The sequence below is a fragment of the Nostoc sp. genome (assembly GCF_036917515.1).
Lineage (GTDB): Bacteria > Cyanobacteriota > Cyanobacteriia > Cyanobacteriales > Nostocaceae > Nostoc.
Genome location: NZ_JBALDE010000025.1, coordinates 119515 through 135557, shown reverse-complemented (window position 1 = coordinate 135557; position 16043 = coordinate 119515). Strand labels below are relative to the sequence as shown.

7 protein-coding genes are annotated in these 16043 nt (G+C 37.6%); 5 read left to right on the top strand and 2 right to left on the bottom strand.

Annotated features, from left to right (window positions below; all coding sequences use genetic code 11):
* Positions 1-158: 158 nt before the first annotated feature.
* Together V7K89_RS03445 and V7K89_RS03440 are read right to left on the bottom strand one after the other, a co-directional pair.
* On the bottom strand, positions 159-6113 hold the full coding sequence (locus tag V7K89_RS03445; protein ID WP_335184347.1) for an amino acid adenylation domain-containing protein: 5955 nt from the start codon (positions 6111-6113) through the stop codon (positions 159-161).
* A 275-nt stretch (positions 6114-6388) separates the two neighbouring features.
* Positions 6389-7291, bottom strand: a complete 903-nt coding sequence (locus V7K89_RS03440; RefSeq protein WP_335184345.1) for a methyltransferase domain-containing protein — start codon at positions 7289-7291, stop codon at positions 6389-6391.
* Positions 7292-8319: 1028 nt separating this feature from the next.
* Between V7K89_RS03440 and V7K89_RS03435 the strand changes: the two genes are divergently transcribed.
* The 5 genes from V7K89_RS03435 (at position 8320) to V7K89_RS03415 (ending at position 15336) form a co-directional block, all read left to right on the top strand.
* On the top strand, positions 8320-9762 hold the full coding sequence (locus V7K89_RS03435; RefSeq protein ID WP_335184343.1) for a sugar transferase: 1443 nt from the start codon (positions 8320-8322) through the stop codon (positions 9760-9762).
* A 246-nt stretch (positions 9763-10008) separates the two neighbouring features.
* On the top strand, positions 10009-11436 hold the full coding sequence (locus V7K89_RS03430; protein ID WP_335184342.1) for an oligosaccharide flippase family protein: 1428 nt from the start codon (positions 10009-10011) through the stop codon (positions 11434-11436).
* Positions 11437-11523: 87 nt separating this feature from the next.
* Positions 11524-12627 (top strand): glycosyltransferase family 4 protein, encoded by a 1104-nt coding sequence (locus V7K89_RS03425; RefSeq protein WP_335184339.1) that lies wholly within the window; start codon positions 11524-11526, stop codon positions 12625-12627.
* A gap of 196 nt (positions 12628-12823) precedes the next feature.
* Positions 12824-13852, top strand: coding sequence for an O-antigen ligase family protein (locus tag V7K89_RS03420; RefSeq protein ID WP_335184337.1), 1029 nt, complete (start codon positions 12824-12826; stop codon positions 13850-13852).
* 287 nt (positions 13853-14139) lie between these two features.
* The gene (locus V7K89_RS03415; protein WP_335184334.1) at positions 14140-15336 is read left to right on the top strand and encodes a glycosyltransferase family 4 protein; all 1197 of its coding nucleotides are present in this window, start codon (positions 14140-14142) and stop codon (positions 15334-15336) included.
* Positions 15337-16043 lie beyond the last annotated feature (707 nt).

Sequence of the window (16043 nt, the reverse complement as noted above, 5' to 3'; positions counted from 1 at the left end):
GGATTTTTACCAATATTCCAGTTCCACAGAATAATTATCTCACCCTAGTTACCACTAGCAAGAATTTTTCTATTGTTCTCTCAAGTTTAGACCAAGAAATGGCAAAATGACCCAGCAGTGCTGAGTTGTGCGAAGCTGAACTCACAGAAAAGTTCAAATTAATTCTTTGCAGACTGAGACTGTGCCTGAGTTAAGCAATTTCTCAATTTTTCGGCTAACACCTGTACATGGGGTTCATTAAGTATGTCAAGGTGAGATCCGGGGATGTAATGGATATCTAATCCTCCAACTACTACCTTGTCCCAGCCAAATTGAGGATCGTATTCTATGCCTATAGCTTCGTCTCGATTTTGATCCTCTGTCCGCAAAAGAATAGCTCGACCAAGGTAAGGTGAAAAAATATAGTCACTGAGGGCTTGAGTGTTAGTATCTATAACCTTTAAATGCTTGTCAGTTTCAGGTACATGAAGTACGTCTTCCAAGTAACGGTTATATGTATTTTGCAGTTCTTGCTTACGCCAATAGCTCCATCTCACAAGCTTTTGCCAAAGGTAGTTAGGCCCTTTTTGAACAATATTAGTTAAATGCAAAAAAACTCGCTTGAGAAATGGCGCTTGCCAACTATAACCTAGACGACAACTATCAAGCATAACTAAAATGCCAACTTGTTCGCCTTGCTCATGGAGTTGCCGAGCCATCTCAAAGGCAACTGTACCTCCAAAGGAATAACCTCCGAGAAAATAAGGACCATGAGGTTGAAGGGTCTGAATTTCTTGAATGTAGTGTGCTGCCATATCTTCAATATTGGTATAAAGAGGGTGTTTTCCATCTAGTCCCCGTGGTTGTAATCCGTAAAATGGTTGTTCTGTCCCCAGATGCAATGCTAATTCACGGAAACATAAGACTTCTCCACCCAGTCCATGAATACAGAAGAAAGGTGGCTTGGAGCCGTTGGGTTGAATTTCTACTACAGATGACCAGCTAGATTTTGATTGGTCTAAGGTATTTACTAAAGCCGAGTTTTTTGTTAAATCTTCTTCTTGACAGATTATTTTGGCTAGAGCCTCTACAGTCCCTGACTGGAATAGAATAGCAAGAGGCAGGTTTTTATTAAATATCTTTTCAATTTGCCAAAACAGTTTTACTGCTAGGATAGAATGCCCTCCTAGCTCGAAGAAGTTATCTCTAATGCCAATGGGCTGGACACTTAAAATTTGTTCCCAAATCTGTGTTAACTGGCGTTCTACTTGATTGCGGGGAGCAACAAAGGTGGCTTCTAGCTCTTGCCTCGATAAGTCTGGTGCAGGTAGGGCACGTCGGTCTACCTTGCCATTGGCGGTTAAAGGCATGGTGTCCAGCACGACAAAAGCCGAAGGTAGCATGTATTGTGGCAATTTTGTCGAGAGGAAGCCCCGGATATCAGTAATCGCAATCGCTCTATTTTGATTAGGTATAATGTAAGCCACCAAACGCTGATCGCCAGGAACATCTTCACGGGCAATGACTACAGTCTGGAGTATATCTGGGTGTTGGGCTAACACCGTTTCAATTTCCCCTGGCTCAATGCGTATCCCTCGGATCTTGACTTGATGATCTCGGCGACCAAGAATTTCTAGAGAGCCATCTGGACGATAGCATCCGCGATCGCCTGTATAATAAAGCCAATCCTGTTGATCGTTCCGAAAAGAGTTTTTGACAAACCGAGAACCGTTTTCTTGCTGAGCATTGATGTAACCCAAACTGCGGAATGGAGTTCGGATTACAATCTCGCCTGGTTCACCGATACCGCATGGTTGGTGATTTAGTGTAAAAACTAGTACTTGGGTTTGAGGCAGCGGCAATCCTACTGGCTGTACGCCTGGTGTACACTCAACAGGTACTTGGTAATAACACTTTGCCAAAGTTGTCTCTGTCGGCCCATAGAGATTAATAATTTCACCTGATTCTGGAAAAGCATCCCGCCATCGAAGTACAAGTGTTTCCTTCAGAGGTTCTCCAGCCAAGAACAACCAGCGTAAGTTACGTAAAGAGACTCCTGACGGCACATTGGCTAACCATAATTGCGCCAGCGAAGGAACTGTGTGGAGTACAGAAATTTGCTCATTTTCTAAATAACGCAGAATTCGAGTCGGTTCTAGATTATCGTCTTCTTCTGGCAAACAGAGGGTTGCACCACTAGTTAAAGGTAAGAAAATATCTCTAAGAACGACATCAAAAGAAAGACCCGTTAATTGGGCAACGCAGTCCTGCTGATTAATTTCAAAGGTCTGTCGCTGCCAGTTGAGAAAATGCGCCATCCCTTTGTGACACCCCAATACCCCTTTCGGTACACCAGTAGTGCCGGAAGTAAAGAAAATATAAGCTGCATCGTCGTCAGCGATTTCAGGTAGATTTACGGCTTCAATGCTTTTTTTGATTGAATTTATGACTTCTCCTGTATCGGGATTGACACAAATGATAGTTAAAAACTGCCATATATTTTCGTCTTCTGGGCGCTGACCATCAATATATAATATGTATTTAGCTTTAGCTTCCTGTAACATCAGCCGTTGGCGTTGGCTAGGAAGTTTTGGATCGAGGTTGAGTAGCACACTACCACTCAAGAGTACGCCAAGCATACTAGCAATTAACCCAAAGCTTCGTGTTCCAAATACAGCTACGACATCTCCCCGCTCTACTCCGTGAGATAACAAAACCCGTGCTAAGGTTTGAGCGATTTTGCCCAATTCCCCATAATTCCAAGTGCGAAATCCTTGACGAAGTGATGAATGTTCTGGGGTATGATTTACCCAAGAGGTAAACATTGTTGTCGTCAATTCATACCGTGGTTCTGACAGAACCACCATTGGCTCTGGTAGTAAAGGTCGCGCTTCTGGGGTCACTAAAGAATATAAACTAATTTGTTTTTCTGGAGCAGCAACAATTTGATATAGCAAGTGATGGAATTGATGAAGCATTTCCATCATCCGTTCTGAAGTAAACAGATCGGTGTTATAGACTAAATCAAGTTGGATTCCTTGATTTTGTTCTGTAACGTAAAGGGTTAAGTCAAACTTAGAAGCTGTTTCTAGGATCGAGACTGGTTTTATAGCCACTCCAGATAGTTCCAGTTGGATGTCCCTTAAGTTGAGCATATTAAACCACACTTGAAACAGTGGGTTGCGACTGGTATCTCGCTCTGGTTGCAGTTCTTCTACCAGTTTCTCGAAGGGCATATTTTGATGGGCATAAGCAGCTAATGCCATCTGGCGAACTCGATTTAAAACTGAACAAAAACTAGGGTTACCGGCAAAATTAGTCCGTAAAACAACGGTGTTAATAAAAAATCCGATTAGCCCTTCAATCTCAGAACGGTTACGGCCGGCAATGGGAGAACCGATGAGAATATCTTCTTGGCCAGTGTAGCGGTGCAATATTATCCCAAAGGCTGCCAGCAATGTCATGAATAGAGTGACACCCTCTTGATGCGAGAGTTCTGTAAGTGATGCACTCAAAGTCTGCGGTAGCATCAAAGATTGGGCTGCTCCTTGGTAAGTTTGCACTGGTGGCCGTGGTCGGTCTGTAGGCAATTCCAGTACAGTATTAGCACCTGCTAATTGGGTTTTCCAATAGTTAATTTGCCTGGAAAGTACCTCACCTGATAGCCATTGGTGCTGCCACACAGCAAAATCAGCATACTGAATGGGTAATTTTGCCAAAGGAGAAGGCTTACTGCTTAAAAAGGCTTCATAGAGCGCTGTTAACTGCTGCCAGAGAATGCCGATTGACCAGCCATCCGAGGCGATGTGGTGCATCATTAACAAGAGTATATGCTCCTGTTCGTCTACTTGGAGCAAAGTAGCTCGCAACATCAAGTCAAATTCTAAGTTGAATGGGCGTTGCACCTCTTGATTTAGGAGAAATTCTACTTGCTCTTTTGTTACCTTAATAATTTTGAGTTCTACTGACCGAGGCGTGCCAATTACTTGTATGGGGTTACCATCAGATGATGTAATAAAGTTGGTTCGTAATGCCTCATGATGGACAATGATCGCATCTAGTGACTGTTGCAATACACCCAGATTTAACTTGCCCGTTAAGCGCTGTGCATTGGAGACGATATATGCTGAGCTATGGGGTTCCAACTGCTCCAAAAACCAGATTCGCTGCTGGGCAAAGGATAAAGGGGCTGATTCCCGATTGGTTATTTGGGGTATGGTCTGATTTTGGGGATCGTTTTCTGGAGTTTGGTTTTGAGCGACCGCTTGAGCTAAAGTAGCGATCGTGGGATGCTCAAATAATAGTTGCAAGGGTAATTCTATCTGAAAAGCTTGGCGAACCCTAGACATAACTTGAGTGGCCAGCAGTGAATGACCTCCCAATTCAAAAAAATTATCGTGGATACCTACTTGTTCCAGACGCAAAACTTTCGCCCAAATGCCAGCTAAGACTTCTTCTGTCGAATTCTGAGGTGGAACAAAGTTAGTTGACAGCCTAATATCAGATGTATCCGGTGCAGGTAAAGCGCGGCGGTCTATTTTACCGTTGGGATTTAATGGTAGAGTGTCCAAAAATACAAAGAAACTAGGCACCATGTATTCAGGCAACCGAGTTTCTAAAAAGCGACGCAATTCAACCTGATTAGGAATTTGATCTGAACTGGCAATAATATATGCCACAAGTCGCTTGTCCCCAGGAACATCCTCTCTGGCTATGACTAGAGTCCGCGTCAGTGCCGGATGTTGAGCTAGTATGGCTTCAATTTCTCCTAATTCAATTCGGAAGCCACGTATTTTAACTTGGTCATCAATACGACCAAGGAACTCGATATTACCATCGCTCAAATAGCGTGCCAAGTCCCCTGTTTTGTAAAGACGTGTCCCAGGCTCAGAGCTAAAAGGGTTGAAAATGAACTTCTCTGTGGTCAATTCTGGACGGTTAAGATAGCCTCGCGCTAGACCAATACCACCAATGTGCAGTTCACCTGATTCATTAACAGACACTGGCTGTAAATTTTCATCAAGAATGTGAATCTCTGCATTGGTAATCGGACGACCAATCGGAGCAACGGCATAATTAGTGCCACGCTGGCAAGTCCAAAAAGTGGTATCAATGGAAGCTTCTGTCGGTCCATAACAATTATGTAAAACATTGTCCAAATTCAATTGGGCAAAAAAGCGTTCTATAAGTTCGCTAGATAAAGCTTCACCACCGCAGGTAATGTGTTTGATGAATCGGCAATTCTCAATTCCCCTCTCTTCCAATAAAACACGCAGTGTGGAAGGTACTAAAGCCAGAACTGTGATTTGCTGCTCAGTAATTACCTTCACAAGGTAGGCAGTGTCTTGATGTCCACCAGGGCAAGCTATGAACAATTGCCCCCCAAAGCACAATGGCCAAAATATTTGCCATACTGAGGGATCGAAGCTAAAAGAAATAGTCAGTAAAACTTTGTCTGCGTGAGTTAATTCAAAAGTTGTTTGCTTCCAGTGGAGTTGATTGCAGATACCACGGTGAGGGATCATTACACCCTTAGGCTGTCCTGTAGAGCCAGATGTGTAGATTACGTAGATGAGGTTATCAGCTGTTGTCTCATTTACAAGATTTTCTTGACTGTTTTGGATATTCCCTTGCGAGTCTAAATCCAGACAAACCACTTGTGCCTGATGTGGTGGTAAGTTCTTGACCAATTTTTCTTGGGTTAACAATACTGGTGTCTGGGTGTCTTCCAAGATGAAAGCTAAACGTTCTGAAGGATATGCTGGATCTAAAGGCACATAAGCGCCTCCAGCTTTGAGAATGCCTAGTAGTCCTATAATCATCTCTAAGGAGCGCTCCAGGCATATACCTACAAGTACTTCTGGCCCAACGCCTAAAGAACGTAGGTGGTGCGCTAGTTGATTCGCCCGCTGGTTTAACTGTTGATAAGTAAGTTGTGTATTTTCACATACTACTGCAATGGCTTGGGGCGATCGCTCTACTTGGATCTCAAATATTTGATGAATGCACAGATCCTGATGATGAACTACTTGGGTATCATTCAATTCCTGTAAAACTTGAGTGCCGATGATGTGAGTTAAGGTATTTAAAGTAATATTTTGTTTATATTCTGATGTTTGACTATTTATCTGCATTTTCTATATTAAGTTCAATGGGCATAAAATAATTAAAGTTTTATGAGGACGTAAATAATTAAAGGTTTATGACTAAAAGATATGTGAGCAAATACAACTCTCAATCTATATAAAATGAACAGCATGCTATTAATTCTCACATAACTAACATATAGCAGTTTTCAATGATACACACTAGGAGCACACAGATATGTTGTGCGCCCCTACTAATTTTTTGGACTCCAAGGAATTGCAAACAGCTATAACACTTACCAAACTAAAAAGTTGCTTGCTCTTTAGTTTTTGACTATTACCAGTGCCTTCATTTCAGCATTGAGCAGAGGTTGATGATAATTTTTTTGGAGATCTGGCACAGGTTTTCCATCTACAATAACTTTGTAGATCTTTGCATGGCAATTGCTCGGTAAATTATCAATAATTCTTGTTTTAAATGCAGCAGGACTGTAAGTTCTAGCAAAGCCTTCATATGCACCCCATCCAGCAAAGCTTGCAGTATTGTCAAAAATTGTGATTGCTTTGTCAAGATTGGACTTCTGAATCCGTTTATTATTCCAGATTTCTGCATATTCGTTAGTTAAAAATAAGGGCGCAATGACAAGTTTCTTGCCCACTTTCAATAAACGTACTGCCTCTTTAATAAACTTAATATCCAAATCATCTCGAAAATGCTCAAAAGAGTGATGGCAACTAATTCCATCTAAAGATTCATCTGGGAGAGGGATCGCATCAATAGAACCACCAATGTACTTAATTCCATCTGTGACTTTTCCGTCTAATAAAGAGTCTTGACAGTAAGCAGTCAATTTGAAGTCTGAAACTGCCATTAAAGCCTTTATATATTCAGCTTTTTCACCACCAGCAGCATCTAGTATTTCATCACCTTCTTTTAAATCTAACAGAGTCATTGTCGTCAGATATTCAAGTGGCTTGGAATGGATGTAATCAAGCTGATTATACTTACTCAGTACATCTGAATTTACAAAATCCCTATAATCTTTTTCAGAAAAAGATAAATTATTTATTTCTGTCTGTGTTTTTCCTATTTCTGAATCATTTGTGGAGCGTAAAATTTTATTGACTTTTAAATTGTTGAGACGCAAATTTGTCAGCAAACGCCACTTTTTATTATTTAAAAACCTGCCCAATCGATTTATTATATCTAATTTGCTAGTCACCATACTTATCACCCTATGTTTTATTGATTGAAATGAAACTCTTAATTACAATTGAATCCAAAAGATCAAATTTCTGTTTTAGCCAATAAATACAAACACTTACACGTAATTATAAAAGTACATTATCTTATCTAAGTAAAATCTACTGAATGAAAAAGATTTTTTACAAAATCTTTATTTTATCTCTAATTATATAAAATTCATGTAAAGTCGTAATATTATTTTTTTGAAGAATTTAGGTAAACTTTATGAAACTTACCTAGTTGGGTTTCAAGTTTCATTTGTGTAACATTAGCCTTCTAGTCCAAACTACAGTCTCATCGTTAAGGTTACCGCCCTTTTGAGATTTCATTTAGAAATGTTCATGAAACTGATTCAAGTTTAACCACAAATATTCACTATTGTAAAGTTTTGTTACGAATATCAAATTTTTGATGCATTTTGTTATAAGTTGTGTGTAGATTTTATTAAGTCAGTAATTATGCGTAAAAAAAACATATACATTTAAGATAAGTTTATAAGCAAATCTGAATTAATCATACATGAATATGCTAGAGTAATCTCTGAGGGAATATCAATTATTCTATACCTCAAAGAAGCGAAGCTCTCCAAGATATCTGCAATATCTATCATAATTAATTCAGTTAATGTATGTAGTCAACTCAAAAATTATAATATTATTTTATTTTGCTTACTTACTTGATTATTAACATCAGGAGTTTTATTTAACTACTAATCTAAATTCACCAACAAATCCTTTTTTTTGCGATTAAGTTTTCTAGGCTAAAATGTGATTGATTCTAGGCTGTAATGAAACCTAGATATGATCGATAAGTAACGGCACTCAAACCGACGTTAGAGGATGCTTTTGATGAAAAACTTCAAGTTACTTCGAAGAAAATGGTTGAGACTAGACTAGAAAATCCAGGTTTCTTTGTAAATAAAAATATGAGATATCCAAATTGGATTGTATATTAATCTCCCATCAATCAAATTTTCCTTATACCAAGTGTTCCTAACTATTACTAACTATGAGTAATCAAAGCATTACAACAAATAAATTCAGTGAAGTACCTTTGGATTTACGTGCATCGACATTTGTCACAGTACGTAAGGGTTCGTGGTGGTTGAGATTAATAACATTATTCTTAGTAGACTGTACTCTTTTATTTCTAGCTTGGGTTTTAGCAGTATATCAATCTACTTCTGGAAACTTTACTTGGTATATACCGAGTAATTATTTACCGATTTTAACAGCTATTGGGATTCAAATAGGATCGCTGGCTGTCGAAGGTATTTATCGAGAGGGTCAAAAACGCTATGATTATTTCAATATTATCAAATCGCTAACTTTTGCTCATGGATTAATCCTTTTAGTTAGTTCTTTGTATAAACCAATTGTTGATATTACGCGTCCACAATTAATATTATTACCTTGGTTGCTAAGTATACTTTTTGTTTGTACTGGTAGATACGCTGTAAATATTACTCTTGAATATCTACGCAAACAGAAAAAAATAGTTCGTTCTTCTGTTTTTATTATTTGTGACCCTCAAGATCACGAGCAGATTGCGAGTTTTTTAAAAAAAGAAAAGCATTACATTGTATCTGGAACGGCGAATGCTAATTCATTAGACAGATATAAGCGTCAGCAAACTTTAACTCAGCTTAATCAACTAGGAGTGACAGAAGTTTTTATATCTTGGGATGCGCTAAAAAATAGAATGTTTTTGTGCTGGTTATTTCAAGCATCTGGGATACAAGTACATATTTTACCGATGGAATTAAAACCAATTTATAAAAACGTACAGTTCAATAAAATAGGGGGAATGCCTTGTCTAAGTTTGGATTGTCCGATAATTACAGGTAAAGATTTTTGGATAAAGCGTAGTTGTGATTTTTGCTTTGCGACTTTATTTGTAATGTTATCATTTCCCATTTATATAGCTATAGCTATAGCCATAAAACTTGACTCTCCAGGCACAGTATTTTACAGACAAACGCGTATAGGTTTACATGGTAAACAGTTTAAAGTATGGAAATTCAGAACGATGAGATCTGATGCGGAAAAATTACAGAAAGAATTAGAAGCTTTAAATGAAACGAAAGATGGAATTATATTTAAAATTAAGGATGATCCTCGCATTACCCGTGTTGGGAAATTTCTCCGTCGTTATAGTTTAGACGAATTACCTCAACTTTTTAACGTTATCCTTGGAGAAATGAGTATAGTAGGACCTCGCCCTTTACCAACCAGAGATGTTGAAAAGTTTTCTGAACATCATTTTATTCGACATGAAATTTTACCTGGTATTACAGGTCTTTGGCAAGTCTCAGGCCGCTCAGATATTTTAGATTTTGAACAAGTAATTCATCTCGATATTAGCTATATCGAAAATTGGTCTCTTGGGTTAGACTTTGAAATTCTCCTTAAAACAGTTATGGTGGTTTTGAAAAAAGACGGTGCTTACTAACAGCAACAATCCATAGCAGTAGAGCTATGATTATAAAATTTACTTTTTGCATCAATCAATTCATTGCAGTGTTCAGTTTAATTTATAGCAAATTAATTAAATTTAGATTTTTCTACTTGACTGAGTAATTAGTTACTTGTTTTGTTTGAGGAAACTTTAGAAAAATCTATATCTATAAGGATATATCCGAAAAAAAATCATGGTAACTCAAAATGAAAGAATTAAGCTGAATTAAGAATTATAAGAATGGTAGAAAAGTACAAGTTCATAAGTAATTCCTTTTCAATGATACTCAATCGGTTAACACAAAGTATTACAGCCTTTGTATTAACCGCTTCGATTGCTCGTAGTCTAGGAGCTGAAGCTTTAGGGCAGTATTTACTAGCATATAGCTACTATTTTATCTTTGTGGGCATTGCTTCACAAGGACTAAAAACATTGTTTACTAGAGAACTAGCTCGTGAGCCACAAAAAACACCAGTCTATTTAATGAGTGGTACTTGCCTACAGTTAATATTTAGTTTTTTCAGTTATGCGGCATTGGTGATTGTAGTATTTTTACTTCCCTATAGTTCCAAAACCTCAATTGTTTGTTACATAATGGGCTTAACGATCATTCCCTTTGCGCTTTCTAATATCACAGAGGCAATTTTTCAAGCTAAAGAAAAGATGCATCTGATTGCGATCGCGACAGTGCCAGTTTATATTTTACGCCTAATAATAATGATTTGGGCAATGCAATTAAAATATGGAATTGAATATTTGGGAGTAATTCTAGTTTTTTCAGAAACACTAATTTTGATAATTGAATGGATTTTTATCACTCGGTTAGTAAAAATAGAATGGCAGATTGATAGGATTTTTGTCTTTAATACAATCAAAAGTGCGCGGACATTTTTTGCTATTGAAGCAATAGCTGTAGTTAGTGGCAGAATTCAAATATTGATACTTTCATTGTTAGGCAATGAGTTTTTAGTAGGTTTATTTGGCGGAATAACACAATTATTGCAACCCTTTATGATTATTGCTAATAGTATAGGTTTAGCAATATTTCCAAGACTTTCAAAGGCAGTAGAGCAAGGACGGGACAAGCAGAGGCAGATAGCTGAAAATATTATCGAAATTCTACTAATCATAGCATTGCCCTTATATATTGGAATCTTATTGTTTGGCAAAGATTTACTAGTTTTTCTCTATAACGCTAGCTTTGCTGAAGCAAATATAGCCCTCATTATAAGCGCTGCATCACTCGTTTTTTTGCCATTTACACGCTCACTGACTTATTTACTTGTAGCCAATGGTTTTGAGATAGTGAACCTACGTGAAGTAGTTATTACCACTACACTAGGGAGCTTGGGAGGTGTGCTATTAGTTTCGCACTATCAGTTAATAGGTGCAGCTTTAATGGTATTATTAATGACTATTTCTGGTTTTAGTCAATATATTTATTTTACCTATACTCGCCTATTTTCATTAAATTTATGGCGAATTATGCGCCGACCATTAATAATAACTATTTTAATGCTACCTGTATTAATATTATTATACAAACTTGGTTTAGACTTTATATTAACTCTAATTATTGCAACTTGTGCCTATGCTTTATTTGGGATTTATTTCGGTATTCGTGCCTTTGGAGGGTTTCGTTTTTTATGGTTCAAATTGTTAAGATAGTAGTAGTTTTTCAATAAATTTTTATCATTAACTTATGAAAATCTGGTGTATGAAATAAATAATTAAACTGAGGGTATAATTTTAATTATGATTAAAGTTGCATTATTACATTTTTGCTTTGAAGATTACACTATTGAATTAGCAAACAGTCTGGTTAAACATGTTGAATTAACACTAATTCACCCGGAAAAAGTCTCAGATGTCTGTAGGAATGTTCTTGATCCCAGTATCCGCGTGATTAGCTTTAAAAAACCACGGATTCGCGACCCACGCAACCTATTGTCTATGTACGCAATGATGCGTATTATCAAAGACATACAGCCGGATGTTTTGCATGTGCAAGAAACTAACGATCCTTGGTATGATTGGACTTTGTTACTCAACAAGATGCCGCCACTGGTGACAACCATCCACGACGTATTTCGTCACCCAGGAGATAGCATGGCTGTATTTGGTTCAGAGTATACCAGGCGTATTGCCTTCTATCGTTCCCAACAATTGATTGTCCATACTCATCAATTAAAAAAGATTCTAACTGAACAATTTCATATACCTCAAGAGCGAGTCAATGTTTTACCACATGGGGAACTTGGTAATTTGTATCAGCGTCGGAGTAATCAGAATAGTCAGAATCGTGAGCCAAATACATTGCTATTTTTTGGACGCATCTGGCCCTACAAAGGATTGAAATATTTACTTCAGGCTATGCCTTTAATTGCTGAACATATACCTGAAGTCAAGCTAATTATTGCTGGACGGGGAGAAAACATAAAACAATATTTCCCTAATGGTTATGATGAGAAGTGCTACGAAATTATCAATGATTTTATCCCCCTTGAAGAAGTAAGTAATCTATTTCAACGCAGTACGGTAACAGTTCTACCATACATAGAAGCGTCTCAAAGTGGTGTGGCAGCTTTATCTTATGGGATGGGAACACTGGTTGTAGCCTCTGAAGTAGGGGGATTAAGTGAGATAATTCAGCATAAAAAAGATGGGTTATTAGTTCCACCTTGTGATGTCCAATCTTTAGCTGATGCCATTATTTATTTGTTAAGTGATCGCGACTTGCAACAACGTATGCAAACTGCTGCATTAGCTCGTTGTCAGGAAGATCTAAATTGGTCAAATATTGCCGCTCAAACAGCTCAAATCTATTATAAAAAAATGAATATGCAAGATAAATATTAGTTAACTTATTATGAGGAAAATACTATTTTTTGCTGAACAGGTATTCACAATTGTGAGCTTATTGATGTATTCAGGGGCAATTTTCGTTGTTGTCCTATCAGGAGGAGCAGGACAACAGGATTTAGTAGAATATGATAGCTCTTTGATTCGGATTATTTATTCTTTAATCTACACAATTACCTTAGTACTACTAGTTTTGCGTTGGAAGAAAACTTTTTATTTCCTTAGTAAAGACTTTTGGCTTTATTCTTTAATTTTATTGTCAGCTGTTTCTATTATTTGGTCTTTTGAACCATCAACAACATTAAAAAATAGTTTTGCCCTCATTAATTCTAGTTTATTTGGATTATATTTTGCTTCGCGATATAGCTTAAAACAGCAGTTACATTTACTTGCTTGGAACTTTGCAATTATTATAATACTTAGTTGCGTTTTTGCTATTGCCTTGCCTCAATACGGAATACAGCATGATTTGGGCAGCCCAAAGTGGCGTGGAGTATTCACGCACAAAAACGGTCTAGGAGCAAGAATGGTAACGAGTAGTATGACTTTTTTGATCCTTGGTTATCAACATAAAAGACGTAATTGGCTTTTTTGGGGTGGGTTTTGCTTGTCAGTACTACTTTTACTGCTTGCGTCTTCAGGTTCATCTCTAATTAATCTATTAATTTTAATATTGGCATTTTTTGCTTTTCAAATTTGGCGCTGGCCATACCAGTTCATGGTACCAACTTTAATAATGATAGCTACTATCAGCCAAGGTTTATATTTTTGGTTGTCTAACGATGCTGATATCCTATTCAGTGCAATTGGGAAAGATGCGACACTGACTGGTCGAACAGAGTTGTGGCCATTAGTAATTGATAGGATTTGGAAACATCCTTGGCTTGGTTATGGTTATGGTGGATTCTGGCAAGGATGGAATGGTGAATCTGCTTATATTTGGCTTGCAGCTGGATGGACGCCAACCCACCCTCACAATGGTTATATGGCTCTTTGCCTAGATTTAGGTCTTTTAGGGTTAGGAGTATTCTTTTTAGGATTTTGGCGCAGTTATCTGCAAGGATTTGCTTGGGTGCGTAGTAGTAAAACAGCATTTGATATTTGGCCACTTATACACATGACATTTATACTCTTATCTAGCCTCACTGAGTCTAACTTGGTGGAATCAAATAGTTTGACCTGGATACTCTATGTGGCGGCATCTCTCTCAGTCAAAATATAAAGATGAAGTAAAAAGAAGATGATTAATCAATATAATTGTAACCAGCTAGTAACAGCAAAACTGATAGCTATTATGATGTAGACATGCATATTTATTGTTCAACCCAGTTTCGCAAAGTATGAATATAGGTTCCATAAATAAGGTATATTTTAGATTTAACAAGTGAGTGTTTTACTAAAGTAACCTTTCACATTTTTCCTGCCTATCACCCATAAATTCAGGGTTTCGACCATTGTTCTGAGTGAGTGAATAATTACTTACTAAACTAATTAAAAATTGAAATTATTATGGTATCACCGAAGAAAGTACTAATTATCGTTGAAAATCTCCCAGTTCCCTTTGATAGACGCGTATGGATGGAAGCAACTACTTTGCAAAAAGCTGGGTATGAAGTTAGTGTAATTTCACCTACAGGTAATGGCTTTGAAAAAGATTACGAAATTATTGAGCAGATTCACATTTACCGTCATCCTCTACCACCGGAAGAAAGTTCTGTCATTGGCTATCTTCGAGAGTACAGTTGGGCGATTAACTGGCAATTCCGTCTAGCTCAAAGGGTATGGCGAGAGCGTGGTTTTGATGTCATACATATTTGTAATCCGCCTGATTTACTTTTCTTGGTAGCAGCATGGTTTAAATTATTTCATGGTATATCTATTATCTTCGATCATCATGACCTCAGTCCGGAAATGTATGAAGCTAAGTATCGGCGGCGCGATATTTTTTATCATGGATTACGCTGGGCTGAACGCTTGACATATGCCACAGCAGATATGGTAATTTCAACGAACGAGTCACACCGAGAAGTAGCTCTTAACCGTGGGCATAAGAAACCAGAGAAAGTATTTATAGTTCGTAGTGCGCCGGATCTTTCGCGCTTTCGCCGAATGCCTCCAAACCCCAATTACCGTAGAGGTAGAAACTACTTGATAGGTTACATGGGTGTCATGGGAGAACCAGAGGGTATTGATTATCTCCTCAGAATGGTATATTACATTGTCCACAAAAAAAATCGCTCTGATATTCACTTTATGCTAATTGGAAGTGGACCTATGGCAGAAAAGCTCAAGGACTTATCTAAACAGTTAGAAGTGAATGAGTTTGTAGAATTTACAGGGTTTAAGCAAGGTGAAGAACTCTTAGAGCGGCTTTCCAGTTGTGATGTGTGTGTAGAGCCTTCTCCAACATCTGCTTATAACGAAAACTGCACCATGAATAAAATCCTTGAATATATGGCAATGGGAAAAGCAATTGTCCAGTTTGATTTGCGAGAGGGAAGACGTTCAGCACAAGAAGCATCTCTTTATGCCAAGCCTAACGATGAGGTGGAATTTGCTGAGAAAATTCTGGAACTTCTAGATTTTCCTGAACGTAGAGAAAAACTCGGAGCCGAGGGGCGACGCAGAATGGAGGAGATTCTTGAATGGCAATATCAAGCTCCAAAACTGTTAGATGCTTACGATAAAGTTTGGCAAAGTAGGTAGCTACTTGAACTTTCAGAATTACTATACTAAGTAACTGGATTGAATAATAAGTAGATGTTTATGACCAAAAATTACAAACTGACTAAAGTCGAGTTTTTTACTTGATTTTGAAATTTTGACTTTGGCTAAGATAACGTCTGTTCGGGTTAAGGACTCAAGTTTAATCGGTTGGACGAAAGAATAAGGGTTTCACACTGTCAAAACTAACGACCAAATCAAGGTTTCAGCTTATCCCGAACTCAGGTTAAGATAGTTGATCTGACAAGGAATATAGCCGTATACTTTCCAAGTAAAAAAATCAAGCCTTTGATAATTCAGAGATAAATTTGAATATTAATAGTTGATGGCTAATGCAAAAAACTTTTAATTGAACGTCCTGTTACTAAAGGGTTGATTTATGAGACGTAGTTAACTTACTTAAATCCCAAAATTAACAAATTTTTTGCTGAATAAAGGTACACAGACCACCATTACACATTTGTACCAAATGGGGACTAAATTTTAACTTAAATACTCTATACTACAAGACAGTTCAGTTAAGTATTTCTTGCTTCTGTGTCTTTGCGTCTTTGGCGGTTCGTTAAAAAAATGGTTTTGATAAAGAGTTAAGCCTTAACTGAACCGTATTAGTCTATACTATATTTTATATTGTAAAATTATACATAATCAGTATTGTCAATTGCACTGGTTTGTGGCTATTCTAAGTC

Bases quoted from the DNA above. Each gene is read 5' to 3' on its own strand.
- V7K89_RS03445 (WP_335184347.1), bottom strand. From the start codon at position 6,113: ATGCAGATAAATAGTCAAACATCAGAATATAAACAAAATATTACTTTA.
- V7K89_RS03440 (WP_335184345.1), bottom strand. From the start codon at position 7,291: ATGGTGACTAGCAAATTAGATATAATAAATCGATTGGGCAGGTTTTTA.
- V7K89_RS03435 (WP_335184343.1), top strand. From the start codon at position 8,320: ATGAGTAATCAAAGCATTACAACAAATAAATTCAGTGAAGTACCTTTG.
- V7K89_RS03430 (WP_335184342.1), top strand. From the start codon at position 10,009: ATGGTAGAAAAGTACAAGTTCATAAGTAATTCCTTTTCAATGATACTC.
- V7K89_RS03425 (WP_335184339.1), top strand. From the start codon at position 11,524: ATGATTAAAGTTGCATTATTACATTTTTGCTTTGAAGATTACACTATT.
- V7K89_RS03415 (WP_335184334.1), top strand. From the start codon at position 14,140: ATGGTATCACCGAAGAAAGTACTAATTATCGTTGAAAATCTCCCAGTT.